Annotated in this window: 21 protein-coding genes; 13 read left to right on the forward strand and 8 right to left on the reverse strand. The window is 67.8% G+C overall.

The features are described 5' to 3' along the window. Positions 1-82: 82 nt before the first annotated feature. The 4 genes from VHP37_27800 to VHP37_27815 are packed head-to-tail and all read left to right on the forward strand — an operon-like array spanning position 83 to position 3295. Entirely contained in the window at positions 83-1069 is a 987-nt protein-coding gene (locus VHP37_27800; GenBank protein HEX2830175.1) for a substrate-binding domain-containing protein, read from the forward strand. Further along, a complete protein-coding gene (locus VHP37_27805) occupies positions 1066-1770 on the forward strand; it encodes an ABC transporter permease (protein HEX2830176.1) in 705 nt (234 codons plus the stop codon). The genes VHP37_27800 and VHP37_27805 overlap by 4 nt, the downstream gene beginning before the upstream one ends. Further along, positions 1770-2471, forward strand: a complete 702-nt coding sequence (locus tag VHP37_27810) for an ATP-binding cassette domain-containing protein (protein HEX2830177.1) — start codon at positions 1770-1772, stop codon at positions 2469-2471. Before VHP37_27805 ends, VHP37_27810 begins: the two co-directional genes overlap by 1 nt. After that, on the forward strand, positions 2462-3295 hold the full coding sequence (locus VHP37_27815) for an extracellular solute-binding protein (GenBank protein ID HEX2830178.1): 834 nt from the start codon (positions 2462-2464) through the stop codon (positions 3293-3295). The genes VHP37_27810 and VHP37_27815 overlap by 10 nt, the downstream gene beginning before the upstream one ends. 21 nt (positions 3296-3316) lie before the next feature. Here the strand turns inward: VHP37_27815 and msrA are convergent, their stop codons facing one another. Then, positions 3317-3982 carry a peptide-methionine (S)-S-oxide reductase MsrA gene (msrA, locus tag VHP37_27820; protein ID HEX2830179.1) on the reverse strand — a complete coding sequence of 222 codons (666 nt, stop codon included), beginning with the start codon at positions 3980-3982 and terminating at the stop codon, positions 3317-3319. Positions 3983-4064: 82 nt separating this feature from the next. On the opposite strand from msrA, the gene VHP37_27825 reads away from it, so the two are divergent. Next, on the forward strand, positions 4065-4430 hold the full coding sequence (locus VHP37_27825; protein ID HEX2830180.1) for a LysR family transcriptional regulator: 366 nt from the start codon (positions 4065-4067) through the stop codon (positions 4428-4430). Here the strand turns inward: VHP37_27825 and VHP37_27830 are convergent. Both VHP37_27830 and modA read right to left on the reverse strand, forming a co-directional pair. Further along, on the reverse strand, positions 4427-5542 hold the full coding sequence (locus VHP37_27830) for an XdhC family protein (protein ID HEX2830181.1): 1116 nt from the start codon (positions 5540-5542) through the stop codon (positions 4427-4429). The genes VHP37_27825 and VHP37_27830 overlap by 4 nt on opposite strands. After that, the gene (gene modA / locus VHP37_27835; protein ID HEX2830182.1) at positions 5539-6282 is read right to left on the reverse strand and encodes a molybdate ABC transporter substrate-binding protein; all 744 of its coding nucleotides are present in this window, start codon (positions 6280-6282) and stop codon (positions 5539-5541) included. The genes VHP37_27830 and modA overlap by 4 nt, the downstream gene beginning before the upstream one ends. A 116-nt stretch (positions 6283-6398) precedes the next feature. On the opposite strand from modA, the gene modB reads away from it, so the two are divergent. Genes modB through crcB form a run of 6 tightly spaced genes read left to right on the forward strand, consistent with a single transcriptional unit; the run spans position 6399 to position 9810 of the window. Further along, positions 6399-7091 (forward strand): molybdate ABC transporter permease subunit, encoded by a 693-nt coding sequence (modB, locus tag VHP37_27840; GenBank protein ID HEX2830183.1) that lies wholly within the window; start codon positions 6399-6401, stop codon positions 7089-7091. Next, positions 7084-8169 (forward strand): molybdenum ABC transporter ATP-binding protein, encoded by a 1086-nt coding sequence (gene modC, locus VHP37_27845; GenBank protein ID HEX2830184.1) that lies wholly within the window; start codon positions 7084-7086, stop codon positions 8167-8169. The genes modB and modC overlap by 8 nt, the downstream gene beginning before the upstream one ends. Positions 8170-8178: 9 nt before the next feature. After that, positions 8179-8700, forward strand: a complete 522-nt coding sequence (gene mobB / locus VHP37_27850) for a molybdopterin-guanine dinucleotide biosynthesis protein B (protein ID HEX2830185.1) — start codon at positions 8179-8181, stop codon at positions 8698-8700. Between the two features lie 7 nt (positions 8701-8707). Continuing rightward, positions 8708-8962 carry a molybdopterin converting factor subunit 1 gene (gene moaD / locus VHP37_27855; GenBank protein HEX2830186.1) on the forward strand — a complete coding sequence of 85 codons (255 nt, stop codon included), beginning with the start codon at positions 8708-8710 and terminating at the stop codon, positions 8960-8962. A gap of 4 nt (positions 8963-8966) precedes the next feature. Beyond that, the gene (gene moaE / locus VHP37_27860; GenBank protein HEX2830187.1) at positions 8967-9425 is read left to right on the forward strand and encodes a molybdopterin synthase catalytic subunit MoaE; all 459 of its coding nucleotides are present in this window, start codon (positions 8967-8969) and stop codon (positions 9423-9425) included. Between the two features lies 1 nt (position 9426). Further along, positions 9427-9810 carry a fluoride efflux transporter CrcB gene (crcB, locus tag VHP37_27865; protein ID HEX2830188.1) on the forward strand — a complete coding sequence of 128 codons (384 nt, stop codon included), beginning with the start codon at positions 9427-9429 and terminating at the stop codon, positions 9808-9810. On the opposite strand, the gene VHP37_27870 is transcribed toward crcB, so the two are convergent. After that, positions 9800-11287, reverse strand: coding sequence for an NAD(P)H-hydrate dehydratase (locus VHP37_27870; protein ID HEX2830189.1), 1488 nt, complete (start codon positions 11285-11287; stop codon positions 9800-9802). The genes crcB and VHP37_27870 overlap by 11 nt on opposite strands. Positions 11288-11348: 61 nt before the next feature. On the opposite strand from VHP37_27870, the gene purL reads away from it, so the two are divergent. Together purL and VHP37_27880 are read left to right on the forward strand one after the other, a co-directional pair. Then, the gene (gene purL, locus VHP37_27875) at positions 11349-15242 is read left to right on the forward strand and encodes a phosphoribosylformylglycinamidine synthase (GenBank protein HEX2830190.1); all 3894 of its coding nucleotides are present in this window, start codon (positions 11349-11351) and stop codon (positions 15240-15242) included. Positions 15243-15328: 86 nt separating this feature from the next. Continuing rightward, positions 15329-15706, forward strand: a complete 378-nt coding sequence (locus VHP37_27880) for a hypothetical protein (GenBank protein HEX2830191.1) — start codon at positions 15329-15331, stop codon at positions 15704-15706. Between the two features lie 82 nt (positions 15707-15788). Here VHP37_27880 and VHP37_27885 read toward each other — a convergent pair whose 3' ends face one another. The 4 genes from VHP37_27885 to msrB are packed head-to-tail and all read right to left on the reverse strand — an operon-like array spanning position 15789 to position 17835. Then, positions 15789-16586 (reverse strand): peptidylprolyl isomerase, encoded by a 798-nt coding sequence (locus VHP37_27885; GenBank protein HEX2830192.1) that lies wholly within the window; start codon positions 16584-16586, stop codon positions 15789-15791. Positions 16587-16603: 17 nt separating this feature from the next. After that, positions 16604-16867: a BolA family protein gene (locus VHP37_27890; protein HEX2830193.1), complete on the reverse strand. Its 264-nt coding sequence runs from the start codon at positions 16865-16867 to the stop codon at positions 16604-16606. A gap of 5 nt (positions 16868-16872) precedes the next feature. Beyond that, the gene (locus tag VHP37_27895) at positions 16873-17406 is read right to left on the reverse strand and encodes a septation protein A (protein ID HEX2830194.1); all 534 of its coding nucleotides are present in this window, start codon (positions 17404-17406) and stop codon (positions 16873-16875) included. Positions 17407-17439: 33 nt separating this feature from the next. Beyond that, complete coding sequence (gene msrB / locus VHP37_27900; protein ID HEX2830195.1) at positions 17440-17835, reverse strand: peptide-methionine (R)-S-oxide reductase MsrB; 396 nt, start codon at positions 17833-17835, stop codon at positions 17440-17442. Positions 17836-17871 lie beyond the last annotated feature (36 nt).

Raw genomic sequence — 17871 nt, forward strand, 5'->3', positions numbered from 1 at the left:
CACGGTTCGCCTTGGGCATACTTGGCTCGACCGATCAAATATGCACGATCTTGCATGTATGGGCATTCCTGTCGATTTTTCGGTGTCCTGGCTGAGCTCGGAACGTCTCGCCCCGGAGCGCGCTGAAACGCTGTTGCGGCTCGTCGCAGCCGTCGGACGCACCGGCTCACTGGCGCAGGCGGTGCGCGATCTGGGGGTTTCATACCGCCATGCGTGGGGGCTGCTGGGCGAAGGCGAAGCGGCTCTCGGCGCCCCGCTCGTGGTGCTGCAGCGCGGCCGCGGCGCGCGTCCCACGGCGTTGGGCGAGAAGCTCCTGTGGGCCGACGGCGTGGTGCGCAGCGCGCTCGAGCCGCACTTCGCGCAGTTGCGCCACGAGGTCGAAGCAGGCCTCGCCAAGGTGCTGCCGCAGCGCGCGCGCCGCCTGTCGATCTGCGCGAGCCACGATCTCGCGCTCTCCGAGCTTCCGCAGCTCTGCGCGGGGCGCGTCCAGCTCGACGTCGACTTTCGCGGCTCCGACGAATGCCTCGCCGCGCTGGCCAACGGCAAATGCGATATCGCGGGCTTCCACGTGGCGGACGCGCTGCCGCGTGCGGCCGCCGCCGCCGCCGCGCTCGGCCGCTGGCTGGATCCGAAAAAGCACGCGCTCATCCACTTCATCACGCGCGAGCAGGGGCTCATCGCCTCGCCCGATACGCATATCCGCGGCGTCAACGACCTCACGCGCGCCGGCGTGCGCTTCATCAATCGTCACAGCGGCGGTGACGATTCGGTGGCCGCGGCCGTGGCCGAAGGCCGCGCAGACGCGGGTTTCGGCCTGAAAGCCGACGCGAACCGCTACCGCCTCGACTTCGTCCCGCTCGCGGTCGAGCGCTACTTCCTCGCGTTCGAACGCTCGTCGGCGCGCACGCCCGCTTTCCAGGCGCTGATGGAAGTGCTGTGCGGCCGCGAATTCGCGCGGCGGGTCGGGCGGCTTCCCGGCTACGACACCGCGAAAGCCGGCGCGCCGGCCGATCTCGACGCGGCGCTCAACTGGGTGAGCAAGCGCCCCGCCAGGCGGGCTGCTGCTTGAACGGGCTGGGCGCGGCCTTCGGCGAAGCGTGGAAGCTCGTCGCCGGGCTCGACCCGCAGCTCCTTCATATTGTCGCTCTCAGCCTGCAGGTCAGTCTCACCGCGGTGCTCGTCGCCGCGATCGTCGGGTTACCTCTCGGCGCATTGATCGCGGTGGAGCGGTTTGCGGGACGGCACACGCTGATCGTGCTGCTCAACGCATTGATGGGCCTGCCCCCCGTCGTGGTCGGCCTCGTCGTCTACCTGCTGCTGTCGCGCGCGGGACCGCTGGGCGAGCTCGGCCTGCTGTTCACCCCTTCCGCGATGGTGATCGCTCAGGCGGTGCTCGTGACGCCGATCATCGCCGCGCTGTCGCGACAGACGCTCGAAGACGCATGGCGAGAGTATGAAGAGCAGTTGCGCTCGCTGGGCGCCGCGCGTTTCACCGCGGCGGTCACGCTGTTGTGGGACACGCGTTTTTCGCTCGTGACGATCGTGCTCGCGGGCTTCGGCCGCGCCGCGGCGGAAGTGGGGGCGGTGATGATCGTCGGCGGCAACATCGACGGCGTCACGCGCGTGATGACCACCACCATCGCGCTGGAGACGAGCAAAGGCGATCTTCCGCTCGCGCTCGGGCTCGGCCTCGTGCTGATCGCACTGATCGTCACGCTCAACGCCGCCGCGAGCGTCCTCAAAGAGGTCACCGCGAGGCGCTACGGCTGATGCTGCCGCTCGTGCTCGACAAGGTGAGCTACCGCGCGAACGGCAAGCGGATACTGACGAACATCACCGTCGAGATCGGCGTCGGTCCGCGCACGATCATCCTCGGCCCGAACGGGGCGGGCAAGAGCGTGCTCATGCGCATCTGCCACGGCCTGCTGCGTCCGAGCGAGGGCAGCGTGCGCTGGCTCGGCAATCCCCATGCGCGGCGCGTGGCGATGGTCTTCCAGCGCCCGGTCATGCTGCGGCGCTCGGCGATCGCGAACATCGAGTACGGGCTCCAGCTCGCCGGCGTCGCGCGCGCCGAGCGCAAGCTGCGCGCGCTGGACGTGCTCGAAGCGGTGGGGCTCGAGCACTGCGCGCATCAACCGGCGCGCCGGCTCTCCGGCGGCGAGCAGCAGAAGCTCGCGCTCGCGCGCGCATGGGCGCTTGGGCCCGAGGTGCTCTTTCTCGACGAGCCGACCGCGAACCTCGACCCGGCGGCGACGCGCGAGGTCGAGACCATCGTCGGCCAGATCCGCGCCGGCGGCACCAAGATCGTCATGACGACGCACAACCTCGGACAGGCGCGGCGCGCGGGCGACGAGATCCTGTTCATCAACGGCGGACGGCTCATCGAGCGCGCGTCGGTCGAGCGCTTCTTCACCCAACCCACGACCGCGGAAGCCGCATCGTTCATAAAAGGAGAACTGCCATGGAGCTGAGGAGAAGATTCCTGCACGGGGCGCTCGTCGCGCTCGCGCTCACGCTCGCGCCCACCGCATGGGCGCAGCGCTTCATCACCGTCGCGTCGACGACGTCGACCGAGCAATCGGGCCTGTTCAAGCACCTCCTGCCGATCTTCGAGAAGAAGACCGGCATCCAGGTGCGCGTGGTCGCGCTCGGTACGGGGCAAGCGCTGGATCTCGCGCGTCGCGGCGACGCCGACGTGGTGTTCGTCCATGCCAGGTCGGCCGAAGAGAAATTCCTCGCCGAAGGTCACGGCGTGAAACGGCTGCCGGTCATGTACAACGACTTCGTGCTGATCGGACCGAAGAGCGATCCCGCCAAGGTCGCCGGCGGCAAGGACATCCTCGAAGCGCTGAAGAAAGTCAAAGCGGCCGGCGCGCCGTTCGTCTCGCGCGGCGACCGCAGCGGCACGCACATCGCCGAGCTCAATCTCTGGAAAGCGGCGGGCATCGACATCGCGAAGGAGAAAGGGCCCTGGTATCGCGACACCGGCCAGGGCATGGGACCGGCGCTGAACAGCGCCTCGTCGATGAACGCCTACCTCCTCGCCGATCGCGGAACGTGGCTCGCGTTCAAGAACCGCGGCGACCTCAAGATCGAGGTCGAAGGCGACAAGCGGCTGTTCAACCAGTACGGCGTGATGCTCGTGAACCCGCAGAAGCACCCGAACGTGAAGCGTGCCGACGGCCAGGCTTTCATCGACTGGGTCGTGTCGCCGGAAGGGCAGAAGGCGATCGCCGATTACAAGATCGGCGGCGAGCAGCTTTTCTATCCCAACGCCGAGCACGCGGGTGCGTGACGGATCGGGCGCCGGGCGGCCTCAGTCCTTGCGGGCGACGAGCTCCGGAAACTGCTTCTGCAGATTGACGACCTTCGGCGCGTCGTGCACGACGATGTACGGATACGTCGGATTGCGCTTCATGAAGTCCTGGTGGTAGGCCTCGGCCTCGTAATAAGCCTTGAGCGGCGCGAGCTCGGTCGCGATCGGCTTCCTGAACACCTTCGCGGCGTTGAGCTGCGCGATGTAGGCCTGCGCCACTTTCTTCTGCTCGTCGCTGGAATAGAAGATCGCCGAGCGGTATTGCGTGCCCACGTCCGGGCCCTGGCGGTTGACCTCGGTCGGATCGTGCGCCACGGAGAAGAACACCTGCAGCAGCTTGCCGTACGTGATCTGCGACGGGTCGTAGGTGATCTGCACCGATTCCGCGTGGCCGGTGCGGCCCGAGCTCACGACGTCGTATTTCGCGGTTTCCTTCGCGCCGCCGGCATAGCCCGACGTCACGTTCTTCACGCCCTTGAGCTGCTCGAAGACGCCTTCCACACCCCAGAAGCAGCCGCCGGCGAGCACCGCGGTCTCGGTGCGCTTGGGCGCGGCGAGCGGTGAATCCACGGTCGGTGCGGGAAGCGCCGAGGCTGCCAGCGCGGTGCCGCCGCCGAGTAACGCGGCTGCGAACGCCGCCACGGCGGATGTCATCAGTTTCTTCATGTTCGATCTCCTGAGAGTGTCCTTGCTCGCGTTGGTCGCCGAGTCCGGATTGAACTTACACGCCCGACGCTAAAATGTCCGCATGCCACGTTACCCCGGTTTGACCCTGCGCATACTGACGGGCGATTTTCCCGCGATGGGCCCCGGGAAGGCGCGGCTCATCAGCCTCATCGAGACCACCGGATCGATTTCCGCCGCGGCGCGCGAGATGGGCATGTCGTACCGCCGCGCCTGGCAGCTCGTCGAGGCGCTCAATGCGAGCTTCGACGAGCCGGTCGTCACCACCGCCGTGGGCGGCAAGCGCGGCGGCGGTGCGCTGGTGACCGACTTCGGCAAACGCATCGTCGACGCGTATTACCGCATGGAATCGAAAGCTTCGGCGGCCATCGCCGCGGATATCGCGAGGTTTTCGGCCCATGTACGCAAACCGACGAAGCGCAGCTCCTAAGCCTGGTGTATCGGCTTCTTGCGCTCGCGCAGGTGGCCGCCGCGGTGCTGCGTGACCACCGCCTGCATCTCGGCGAGTATCGACAAAGCCACTTCCGCCGGTCCTTCCGACCCGATGTCCAGACCGACCGGCGCGTAGAGGCGGGCGAGCCGGTCCGCAGTCGGCTCGACGCCTTTTTCGCGAAGGTCGCGCAGGATGTCGTTCGCCCTGCGGTGCGGGCCGAGCAGACCGATGTACTGCACCGGTGAAGCGAGCAGCATCTCCAGCAGCTCGCGGTCCCGCAGGTAGTTGTGCGTCATGACGAGCGCGACCGTATCGTCGTCGAAAGCCACCTCCTTCGCGACGCCCGCGGGCTGAGTGATGACGATGCGATCCGCGCCGGGGAAACGCGAAACGGTCGCGTACGCCGGGCGGTGGTCGACGAGCGTCACGTGCCAGCCGATCTCCTTGGCGAGCCGCACCACCGGCACCGCGTCGTGCCCCGCGCCGAAGACGACGAGCGGCAGCGCCGGCTCGATGTGCTCGATGAACACGTCCGCGGTGGCGGATCCGACCGCCACGCTCACGATGCGCGCCGGGCCGGTGCCGCCCGTAACGACGCGGCGCAGCTCGGCTGCGAAGCGCTCGTCTTCGATGTCGGTGATGGCGCCGCGATCGCTGACCAGCAGCCGCGAACCGGCTTTCGGCGCGGCGCCCGACGCGCGTATCACGGTCGCCGCGGTGCCGTGCCTGCGCTCGCGCAGGCACGAACCCGCGAACTCGACGAAGTCGGCGCGAGGCGACGGTGCGCCCATCGGCTCGACGAAGATGTCGATGATGCCTTTGCAGCCCAGTCCGACCCCGAACACGATGTCGTCGTCGTTGGTCGTGTCGTAGCGCGCGATGGCCGGCTCTGCACGTGCGATCGCGTCGTTGGCGCGCAGCACGACGTCGTCCTCGAGGCAGCCGCCGCTGATCGAGCCCGCGGTCCACTTGCCGTCGACGATGAGCATGCGCGCGCCGGGCAGGCGATAGGACGAGCCGTCGATGCTGACGACCGTCGCGAGCGCGACCGGTTTGCCGGCGGCGCGTGCGCGTCCGGCTTCGAGTGCGATGGCTTCGAGCTCTTTCATCGGAATCCGTATTTTTCGAAAACGGCGCGTGCAGGCGCTTCGCGCAACACGCGCAGCAAGGTTTCGGCCGCGACGCTTCGGCTCTGCGTGGTCACGGCCGCGGGGTACACGATCGGCGGATGCGTGCTCTCCGGGAAGAGATCGATCACGCGCACCCTGGGCTCGACGGCGGCGTCGGTCGTGTACACGATGCCGAGCGGGGCTTCGCCGCGCGCGACCAGCAGCAGCGCCGCACGCACGTCCGCGGCCGATGCGACTCTGGATTGTACGTCCTTCCACACGCCGAGCATCGACAGCGCGGCCTTGCCGTAGCGGCCGGCAGGCACGACGTCGGGATCCGCCATGGCGAGACGCTCCTTGCCGAGGAGGGCGCCCAGAGCAAACCCTGGCGCGATCTTCAGGCGGGTCTTGCTTTCTGCGGGGGCGACGAGCGCCAGCCGGTTGCGCAGCAGGTTGTAACGCGATGCCGGTTTGATCAGAGTGCGCTTCTCCAGGTAATCCATCCAGTCCAGGTCGGCGGAGATGAAGACGTCCGCAGGCGCGCCCTGCTCGATCTGCTTCGCGAGCGCGGAGCTCGCGGCGTAGGACACCGTGACCTTGTCGCCGCTGCGCTTCGCGTGGGACCTCACGATCTCGTCGAGCGCGTTCTTGATGCTGGCTGCGGCGAAGACGGTCAGGTTGTCCGCGTGCGCGGCGGCAGCGGTGAACAGGAGGGTGAGGACGCAGGCGAATGCGCTCAACCGCGGCAACGGCATGGCGACGGGCTTGGAGGTTGCGGGAACCGATATATTCGGGCATATATAACGCCCCGTCAAAGCTATGCACGGTCCGGCATGATCGAGCCCGTCAGCACCCCATGAGCCCCGAGGAATGGGAGGTCGTTCGGCTCAGCCTGAAGATCGCCGTCTGGAGCGTCGTCGGCAGCCTTCCGCTCGCGCTCGCGGCCGCGGCGCTCCTCGCGCGGTCGCGGTTCTTCGGCAAGAGCGTGTTCGACGCCGTGGTGCACCTGCCGCTGGTGCTGCCGCCGGTGGTCGTCGGCTATTTCCTGCTGCTGCTGCTGGGGCGCAAAGGCGTGCTCGGCGCGCCGCTGGAGGAGTACTTCGGCATCGTCTTCTCGTTCCGCTGGACCGGGGCGGCGCTCGCCTGCGCGGTGATGGGCTTTCCGCTGATGGTGCGGGCGATGCGGCTTTCGCTCGAGAGCGTCGACCGCCACCTCGAAGCCGCGGCGCGCACGCTCGGCGCGACGCGCGCGCGCGTCTTCGTCACGGTGACGCTGCCGCTGATGATGCCCGGCATCATCACCGGCACCGTGCTCTCGTTCGCGCGCAGCCTCGGCGAGTTCGGGGCGACGATCACTTTCGTGTCGAACATCCCGGGCGAGACGCGCACGCTGCCGCTCGCGATCTACACGTATACGCAGGTGCCGGGCGGCGACGAGGGCGCGATGCGGCTGTCGCTCATCGCGGTCGCGCTGTCGCTTGCGGCGCTGGTCGTGTCGGAAGTGCTGTCGCGGCGCGCGACGCAGCGCATGCGGGGCAGCGATGATTGAAGTCGACGTCTCCGCCCGCGTCGGAACGCTGGACCTCGAAGCGAAGTTCGCCACCGATGCGCACGTGACGGCATTGTTCGGTCGCTCGGGCGCGGGCAAGAGCACCCTCGTCAACATGATCGCGGGGCTCGTGCGGCCGGACCGCGGGCGCATCGTCATCGACGGTCGCGTGCTGTTCGACAGTGCGGAGCGCATCGACGTGCCGGTGCACGAACGGCGTGTCGGCTACGTCTTCCAGGAAGGGCGGCTCTTCCCGCATCTCACGGTGAAGCACAACCTGCTGTACGGCCGACGGCGCGGGTCGACCAGCGGTCCGCCGCTCGAGCAGATCACCGCGCTGCTCGGCATCGATCGGCTGCTGCAACGGCGTCCCGGCGATCTCTCGGGCGGCGAGAAGCAGCGCGTCGCGATCGGCCGCGCGCTGCTCGCGGCGCCTCAGGTGCTATTGATGGACGAGCCGCTCGCCGCGCTCGACGCGCAGCGCAAGGACGAGATCCTCGACTACATCGAGCGCTTGCGCGACGAGACCCGGCTGCCGATCGTCTACGTGAGCCACGCCATCGACGAGGTGCTGCGCATCGCCGATTCGGTGGTGCTGCTCGCGGCCGGCAAGGTCGTCGCCGCCGGTCCCGTCGAAGCGGTGATGGGCCGCCCCGATCTCGGCAGCACCGGGGCACTGTTCGAAGGCGGGGCGGTGATCGACGCGCGCGTGGTCGCCCGCGATCCCGAGTTCGCGATGACGACGCTTGCGTTCGACGGCGGCACGCTGAGCGTCGCAGGCGCGCACGCCGCGATCGGCGAGACCGTGAGGCTGCGCATCCGCGCCCGCGACGTGTCGCTCGCGCTGGAAGCGCCGCGCGCGATCAGCGTCCAGAACGTCCTCGCGGCGCGGGTCACCGACGTGACAAAGCCGCGCGAGGGCGTGGTGCGCGTCGGCCTTACGGTCGGGAACACGAGCTTGCGCGCGCGCGTCACCCATCGCGCGGCCGAGCGGCTCGGTCTCGCTGCGGGCCTTCCGGTCTACGCTCTCGTCAAGGCGGTGTCGCTGGATCGGCACGGCGTCTTCCATGCGCCATAATCTCCACCCATGAAGATCTTCGGCTTCGCAGGCTATTCGGGCAGCGGCAAGACCACCCTCATCGAGCGACTGATCCCCCTGATCACGGCGAAAGGCCTCACGGTCTCGCTCATCAAGCACGCCCACCACACGTTCGACGTCGACCAGCCGGGCAAGGACTCGTATCGCCATCGCACGGCGGGCTGCACCGAGGTGCTGGTGACCTCGTCCCGGCGCTGGGCGCTGATCCACGAGCTGCGCGGCGCGCCCGAGCCCGAGCTTGCCGAGCAGATCAGGCACATCTCGCCGGTCGACCTGCTGCTCGTCGAAGGCTACAAGCGCGAAGCGATCCCCAAGCTCGAGATCTTCCGGAAGGAGGTCGGCGAGCCGCTCATCCATCCGCACGACCCTCACATCGTCGCGGTGGCGACGGACGCTGCGCTGGATACCAGGCTCCCCCAGCTGGATCTCAACGATCCGGCGCGCGTCGCCGAGTTCATCCTCGAGCACGTCGGCCTCGCGCGTGGCGCGGGCGCGGCACGTGCAGGATAATCGGGGGATGGTGACGATCCTCTATTTCGCCCGGCTGAAGGAAGCGCTCGGCAAGGGCAGCGAAGAGCTCGCATTGCCGCGCGGCGTCGCGGATCTCGCGGGGCTGCGCGGCGCGCTGATCGCGCGCGGCGGCGCGTGGGCGCACGAGCTTGGCGGTGCGCGCCCGATCCGCGCCGCGGTCAACCAGGAAATGGCCGCGCCCGACACGCCGGTGAAGGACGGCGACGAGATCGCGTTCTTTCCGCCGGTGACCGGCGGCTGAGGCCATGACCGTTCGCATCCAGACCGAAGATTTCGACGTCGGCCGGGAGATCGCCGCGCTGCGCAAAGGCAATCGCTCGATCGGCGCGGTCGCGAGCTTCGTCGGCGTGGTGCGTGACGTGAACGAAGGCGACACCGTGTCGCGCATGACGCTCGAGCACTATCCGGGCATGACCGAAAAGTCGATCGAGGCGATCGTGTCGCAGGCGAGGGGCCGCTGGAACGTGATCGACGCGCTCGTCGTGCATCGCGTCGGCACGCTCGCGCCGACCGACCAGATCGTGCTGGTCATCGTGACGAGCTCGCATCGCGGCGACGCCTTCGCGGCCTGCGAGTTCATCATGGATTACCTCAAGACGCAGGCGCCGTTCTGGAAGAACGAGCAAACGTCCGAAGGCGCGCGCTGGGTCGACGCCCGCGCCTCCGACGACATCGCGGCCGGGCGCTGGCGGCTGAAAGGCTGAGTTGAACGGCGCGGGATTCGTCGCCGTCGGGCTCGGCGCCGCGATCGGCGCGTGGCTGCGCTGGGGTCTTTCGGTCGCGCTCAACCATCTCACGCCCAATCTCCCGCTCGGCACGCTGACCGCGAACCTCGTCGGCGGCTATCTCATCGGCATCGCGGTCGAGATCGTCATGCACCACTCGCTGCTCACGCCCGAGTGGCGGCTCTTCATCATCACCGGATTCCTCGGCGGGCTGACGACGTTCTCGACGTTCTCCGCCGAAGCGGTGGGATTGCTTTCGCGTCAGCAGTACGGCTGGGCGAGCGTGCTCATCCTCACCCACCTGGCCGGGTCGTTGCTCATGACGATGCTGGGCATGTTCACGGTGCGCGCGATCACGGCCTGACGTTGATAAGCCGTCGAGCGGCGTCGATCACTTCGCCAGCGGTCAGCCCCGTCGGACCGACGCCGTCGTGGACGAGAAGGTCCGCCGCCGCGCCATGCAGATGGACACCGCATTCGAGCGCGGCGTCCGGCGGCACGCGCTGCGCGATCAGCGCCGCGAGAAATCCGGTCAACACATCGCCCATCCCCGCGCTCGCCATGCCGGCGTTGCCCGAGGTGTTGATCGCCCAGCGTCCGCCGGGCCATGCGCAGACGCTGCCGGCGCCTTTGAGGACGATCGCACTCCTCAATGTCCCGGCGATCTGCAATGCGGCTTCGACGCGGTCGCGCTGCACGTCCGCCGTCGACACGCCGAGCAGCCGCGCGGCTTCGGCCGGGTGGGGAGTGAGCAGAGCAGGCGCATTACGCGCAAGCAGCGCATCGCGCAGCCCACCCCCTCTCGCGATGAGGTTGAGCGCATCGGCATCGAGCACCAGCGGGAGGTCGCTCGACAGCGCGGAAGACAGGAGCTTCTCCGCGCCCGCGGACTGACCGAGCCCCGGGCCGACGGCGAGGCACGTGAGATGGTCGAGCTCGAAGATCGACTCGGCGCGCCTCAGCATGAGCTCGGGCTGCACGAGATCGACGCCCGGCGCATCGGCGGCTTCGAAGCCTACGTAGACGCGTCCGGCGCCGAGCTTGAGCGCGGCGCGCCCCGCGAGCAGCGCCGCGCCGACCATGCCGCTCGCGCCGCCCACGATGCCGACGCTGCCGTAATCGCCTTTGTGCGAATTGAGCCGCCGCGCGGGGAGGGCGCGCAGCACGTCGCGATCGATGAGGTGACCGTGCGGCGCGACGAGCGCGGGCGCATCGAGATCGAGCGTCGCGAGGTGGAGCTCACCGCAATGATCGACCGCGTCGAGCGTGAGCAGCCCCGGCTTCATGCCGATGAACGTGATCGTGTGCGTCGCACGCACCGCGCAGCCGAGGACGCGGCCGCTGTCCGATTCGAGGCCGCTCGGCACGTCGAGCGCGAGCACCGGACAGCGTGCGGCGGCCATCCATTGCACGAGCTCGGCGTAGCGCCCGGTGAGGTCGCGCTGCAAACCGATGCCGAAGAGCCCGTCGACGATCAGACCGCAGTCGCCCGCGCGTGGGAGCTCGCTCGCGAGCGTCCCGCCGGCGTCCCGCCACGCTTTCAGCGCCGCGGCGGCGTCCTCCGAGAGCTTTGCCTCGCTGCCGGTGAACAGCACGTCGACATTGAACCACGTGCTCTTCAGATGGCGCGCGACGACGAATGCATCCCCGCCGTTGTTACCGGGACCGGCGAGGACCGCGATGCGCTTGCCGCTGGTCGCGAGCACCTGGGCGAGCTCCGCCGCCGCGAGGCCGGCGCGCTCCATCAGAGACGGCGTCGGCACGCGTGCGTGCGCGAGCGTTTCGATGCGCCGGATGTCTTCGGTGAGATAGATCGGCGTGCCGTGGGAAAGGGCTGACATAAGCGCGAGTGTAACGCGCTAACCTCAGGTAAAATAAGGCTTTGTAGCCCTCCCTTCCAGCATGTCGCAGCTCATCAGGCTCCGGGGTCGCGCGGCCCTCTCGTCTTTCCGTCTCAAGAAGCTCGGCAACGCCCTCGCTCCCGTCCTGCCGGGCGCGCGCATCGCGGCCGAGTTCTGGCACTTTGCGACCGTCACGCGACGGCTCGACGCCGCGGAGATGCAGCGGCTCGAGCGCCTGCTGACCTATGGCCCGAAGTCGGCCGCTCCGGACGAGCGCGGCACGCTGTTCCTCGTCGTGCCGCGGCTGGGGACGATCTCGCCGTGGTCCTCGAAGGCGAGCGACATCGCGCAGCACTGCGGCCTCGAAGCGGTCGAGCGCATCGAGCGCGGCGTCGCCTACCGGATCGAGCGCGCAGACGGTAAGCCGCTCACCGACGAAGACGCCAGGGCGCTGCGCCCGCACATCCACGACCGCATGACCGAGACGGTGCTCGGCTCGCTCGAAGACGCCGGGAAGCTCTTCGCGCATCACGACCCGAAGCCGCTCTCGACCGTCGACGTCATCGGCGGCGGCGTCAAAGCGCTCGAGGTCGCGAATCGCGACATGGGACTGGCGCTGTCCGAAGACGAGATCGCGTATCTCGCCGACAACTTCACGCGCATGGGCCGCAATCCGACCGACGTCGAGCTCATGATGTTCGCGCAGGCGAACTCCGAGCATTGCCGGCACAAGATCTTCAACGCCGAGTGGGTGATCGACGGCAGGGCCGAGCCGAACACGCTCTTCGGCATGATCCGCACCACGCACGCGAAGCATCCCCAAGGCACCGTGGTCGCGTATTCGGACAACTCGTCGGTGATCGAAGGCGCCGGTATCGCGCGCTGGTATCCGGATGCGCAGGGCGAGTATCGCTACTCCGAAGAGCTCACGCACATCCTGATGAAGGTGGAGACGCACAACCACCCGACGGCGATCTCGCCTTTCCCGGGCGCATCGACCGGATCGGGCGGCGAGATCAGGGACGAAGGCGCGACCGGCCGCGGCTCGAAGCCGAAAGCGGGGCTCACCGGCTTCACCGTTTCCAATCTGCGCATTCCCGGTTTCGAGCAGCCGTGGGAAAACGACGGCATCGGCGCGCCGTCGCGTATCGCTTCACCGCTTGCGATCATGATCGAAGGACCGATCGGCGGCGCGTCGTTCAACAACGAGTTCGGGCGTCCGAACCTCACCGGTTACTTCCGCACGTTCGAGCAGAGCGTCGCGAACGAGGTGCGCGGCTATCACAAGCCGATCATGATCGCGGGCGGCCTCGGCAACATCAACGCAACGCACACCGCCAAGGCTGCGCTGCCCGACGGCGCGCTCATCATCCAGCTCGGCGGCCCGGCGATGCTGATCGGCCTCGGCGGCGGCGCCGCGTCGAGCATGGACACCGGAACCAACGAAGAGAACCTCGATTTCGATTCGGTCCAGCGCGGCAACGCCGAGATCGAGCGCCGCGCACAGGAAGTGATCGACCGCTGCTGGGGGCTGGGTGACGGCAATCCCATCCTCTCGATCCACGACGTCGGCGCGGGCGGGCTGTCGAACGCGCTGCCCGAGCTCGTGCATTCGGCGGGCCGCGGCGGCCGCTTCGAGCTGCGCGACGTGCCGAACGAAGAGCCCGGCATGTCGCCGATGCAGATCTGGTGCAACGAGGCGCAGGAGCGTTATGTGCTCGCGATCCCGCCCGAGCAGCTTCCGGTGTTTCGCGCGATCTGCGAGCGCGAGCGCTGCCCGTTCGCGGTGGTGGGGCGTGCGACCGCCGACGGCCGTCTCGTCGTGCACGACAGGCACTTCGACAACGATCCGGTGGACATGGAGCTTGGCGTCCTGCTCGGCAAGCCGCCGCGCATGCGCCGCGAGGTCTCGAGGGTGCGGCGCGAGCTACCGCCGTTCGAGCTTTCCGGCCTCTCGATCGGCGAAGCGGCGGAGCGCGTGCTGCGCCTGCCGAGCGTCGCCGACAAGACCTTCCTCATCACGATCGGCGACCGCAGCGTGGGCGGCCTGACCGCGCGCGATCAGATGGTCGGGCCGTGGCAGACGCCGGTGGCGGACGTTGCGGTGACTGCGATGGGCTACGAGACTTATCTCGGCGAAGCCTTCGCGATGGGCGAGCGCACGCCGCTCGCGGTGGTGAACCCCGAAGCCTCGGGCCGCATGGCGATCGGCGAAGCGCTGACCAACGTCGCCGCGGCTTCGATCGAAAAGATAGGACATGTGAAGCTCTCGGCGAACTGGATGGCCGCCGCGGGGCACGAAGGCGAGGACGCCGCGCTCTACGATACCGTGCACGCGGTCGCGCTGGAGCTGTGCCCGGCGCTCGGCATCAGCATCCCCGTCGGCAAGGACTCCTTGTCGATGAAGACCGCATGGAGCGACGAGGACGGCCGCAAGGAAGTGACCGCGCCGCTGTCGCTCATCGTTTCGGCGTTCGCGCCGGTGACCGACGTGCGCCGCACGTCGACGCCGCAGCTTCGCACCGACCTCGGCGACACCGTGCTGATGCTGATCGACTTGGGCAGAGGGAAGAACCGCCTCGGCGGCTCCGCGCTCGCGCAGGTTTACAGCGAGGTCGGCAGCGAAGCGCCGGACGTGGAAGACGCCGCGGCGCTGAAAGGGTTCTTCGAGACGCTGCAGGCGCTGAAGAACGAGGACCGCGTCCTCGCGTATCACGACCGCTCCGACGGCGGGCTCTTCGTCACGCTCGCGGAGATGATGTTCGCGGGCCATGCCGGCGTCACGATCGACGCGCATCCGGGGCTGTCGTCCGGCGACGAAGCGCAAAGCCTTGCTGCCTTGTTCTCGGAAGAGCTGGGTGCCGTGCTCCAGGTGCGCACGCAAGACGCCGAAACCGTGCGCGCCGCGTTCGAGCGCGCCGGTCTCGCATCGAACGTGCACGTCATCGGCAAGCCGAACGCGGACGACACGCTGCGCCTCATCGCCGGCGGCAAGGAAATCTACTCCAGGGCGCGCATCGACCTGCAACGCGCATGGAGCGCGACGACCTACGAGATGCAGAAGCTGCGCGACAACCCCGAGTGCGCGCAGCAGGAATACGACCGCATCCTCGACGCGCAAGACCCGGGCCTGCACGCGCACCTCACCTTCGATCCCGCCGCCGATCTCTCCCTTCCCCTCACCAACAAACCGAAGATCGCCATCCTCCGGGAGCAAGGCGTCAACGGCCAGATGGAGATGGCCGCGGCGTTCGACCGCGCCGGCTTCACCGCGCTCGACGTGCACATGAGCGACGTCATCGCCGGCCGCGTCACGCTGAAGGACTTCGCCGGCGTCGCGGCCTGCGGCGGCTTCTCCTACGGCGACGTGCTCGGCGCGGGCGAAGGCTGGGCCAAGTCGATCCTCTTCAACGCCCGAGCGCGCGACGAGTTCTCCGCATTCTTCGCGCGCGGCGACACCTTCGCGCTCGGCGTGTGCAACGGCTGCCAGATGATGGCGAACCTGCGCGAGATCATCCCCGGCGCCGAGCGCTGGCCGCATTTCGTGCGCAACAAGTCGGAGCAGTTCGAAGCGCGCGTCGGCTTGCTCGAAGTGCTCGAGTCGCCGTCGATCTTCCTCGAGGGCATGGCGGGCAGCCGCATCCCGATCGCCGTCGCGCACGGCGAGGGCTACGCCGAGTTCGCCGACGCCGCCGCTGTCGAAGCCGCGCGGCCGCTCGTCGCGCTGCGCTACGTGGACCACTACGCGAGGCCGACCGAGGTCTATCCGTTCAATCCGAACGGCTCTCCGCAGGGCATCACCGGGCTCACCACGCCCGACGGACGCTTCACGATACTCATGCCGCACCCCGAGCGTGTCTTCAGGACGGTGAGCTATTCGTGGCGTCCCGACGAATGGGGCGAGGACGGTCCGTGGATGCGCATCTTCCGCAACGCGAGGAAGTGGATCGGCTGACACGGCTTGCGTCAGTCCGCTAATTGCCGCACTGTTACGCCGCATTGGCGCGCACGCGCGCACATCACTGAGAAGAAAGGACACGCATGGCACAGTCGACGGACAAGGACAAGGAAGGCGGCGCAGCGGGACAGGGCGCCGAGGCGGTGAGCGCGAGCGTCGCAGGCGCGGCCCAGGGGCAGGAGCAGCCGCGCTCGGTGAGCCTCGGCGTGAGGCTCGTGCCGGTCAACAACTCCGACCAGCCGCTCTTCGCGAACTACACGACGGTGAACGCGACGCCCGGCGTGGCATTCCTCGACTTCGCCTTCCTCGAGCCTTCGGTGCTGCTCGCGCTGCCGCACGTGGAGAAAGTGCCCGAGAGCATCAACGGCCGTCTGGTCGTCCGCGTCGCGCTCGCGCCGGACGCGCTGCAGAACCTGGCGAGGCAGTTGAACAGTCTGCTGAGGCCTCCGCAACAGTCCTAGAGCAAACCGGGGTCAGACCCCGATGACGCCTGGGTCTGACCCCGAAGAATGCAAAAAAGCGCACCGAGGTGCGCTTTTTTGGTTACTCCACTTTCGCTTTCGATCGCAGATCCGCGATCGTCCTCTGCACGATCTGGTTCTGCACGAGCTGCTGGAGCTGGCCTTTCGCTTCCTCGAACGTCGGCACCTTGGTCGCGCGCTCGTCTTCGAGGCGGATCACGTGATACCCGAAGTCGCTCTTCACCGGCGCGTCGGTCATCTGGCCTTTCTTCATCTGCTTGACCGCGTCGGCGAAAGGCTTCACGTAGCGCTCCGCGGGCGACCAGTCGAGCTCGCCGCCTTTCGCCTTGGAGCCGGGGTCGATCGAGTGCTCGGAGGCGAGCTTCTCGAAGCTGGCGCCTTTCTTGATCTGCGCAATGTAGTTTTTAGCGTCCTCTTCCTTCTCGACGAGGATGTGGCGGATGCGGTACTCCTTCGCCGGGAGCTGCGGCTTGAGGCGCTCGTACTCCTTCTTCAGCATGTCCTCGGTGATCGGATTCTTCCTGAAGTAATCCTCGAAGAAGGCCTGCGCCAGGATGCTCTGGCGATCGAGCTCCAGGCGCGCGGCGACGGTGCCCTGCTTGTCGACGCCGCGCTTCACCGCTTCCTGCGCGACCACTTCCTGGTTGATGAGCATCTCGCGGATGCCTTTGCGCAGCTCGGGCGTGTCCTTCTGACCCTGCGCCACCTGCGAGCGCACCGCCGCGTCGAGGCGGTAGCCGGGGATCGTCGCGCCGTTCACCTTGGTTGAACTGCCGTTCTGCTCGGCGGCGAGCGCCGGAGTCGCCGCGAGCGCAAGCGCAAGCGCGAGTGCGAGCGGGCTGAGAGTCGTGCGGATCATCTGGGGTCCTTTGGTCGTCAGATTTCGTCGGGCGCATACGCGTGGATCGCGAGCGCGTGTATGTCTTTGCTCATGAGCGGCTGCAGAGCCTGGTAGACGAGGCGATGGCGCGCCTGCAGGGGCTGTCCTGCGAACTTCGGCGAAACGAGCGTGAGGCGGTAGTGCCCGCCGCCGCCTTTCGCGCCTTCGTGGCCGGCGTGCAGGGCCGATTCGTCCTGCACGTCGACGGATTCAGGGTCGAGCACCGCGAGCTTCTCGCGGATCAGGTCCTTGACCGACATGTGGGTCAGGTCTTGTCGTGCATGTGGCGCGCGAGCACCAGCGCCTGGAGCAGCACGAACACGAGCATGAGGCCGATGCCGCCGAAGAGCTTGAAGTTCACCCACGCGTCGGTGGAGAAGTTGTAGGCGACATAGAGGTTGAGCGCGCCCATCGCGGTAAAGAAGCCGATCCAGCTCGTGAGGAGCTTCTTCCAGATCTCTTCCGGCAGCGTCACCTGGCTCTCCATGATCGAGCGCACCAGGTTCTTGCGGAAGACCGTCGCGCCGATGATCAGCGTGCCGGCGAACAGCCAGTAGAGCACCGTGGGCTTCCATTTGATGAACGTCTCGTTCCCGAACGCGAGCGTCGCCCCGCCGAACAGCGTGATGACACCGACGCTCACCCACAGCATCTTGTCGATGGGCTTTCTGCGAAACCACAGCCAGCCGATCTGCGCGAAGCTCGCGGCGATCGCGACCGCCGTGGCGACGAAGATGCCGTGGATCTTGAACGCGATGAAGAAGAGCAGGACGGGGAAGACGTCGAACAGCAATTTCATGGCGGGGGATTATAGCCGACGCCGGCTAAGCTCTTATTTCTTGTCGAATTTCAGCGAAGCCGAGTTGATGCACCAGCGCTCCCCGGTCGGCTGCGGGCCGTCTTCGAACACGTGGCCCAGGTGCGCGCCGCAGCGGCTGCACAGCGCCTCGGTGCGCACCATGAAATGGCTGCGATCCTGCTCGGTGGCGACGTTCTCGGGCTGCGACGGCTGCCAGAAGCTCGGCCAGCCCGAGCCCGAATCGTATTTCTCGTCGGAGCGGAAAAGCTCGGCGCCGCAGCAGCGGCAGTTGTATACGCCCTGGTCGTGGTTGTCCCAGTACTCGCCGGTGAACGCGCGCTCGGTGCCTTTGCGGCGGGTGATGTCGAACTGCTCGGGGGTGAGCGCCTGGCGCCACTCGGCGTCGCTCTTCTCGACTTTCTCGGTCATTCGGGTCTCCAGTGTGACGGTAAGGCAGGGCGGCGG

This window comes from Burkholderiales bacterium (assembly GCA_036262035.1).
Lineage (GTDB): Bacteria > Pseudomonadota > Gammaproteobacteria > Burkholderiales > SG8-41 > JAQGMV01.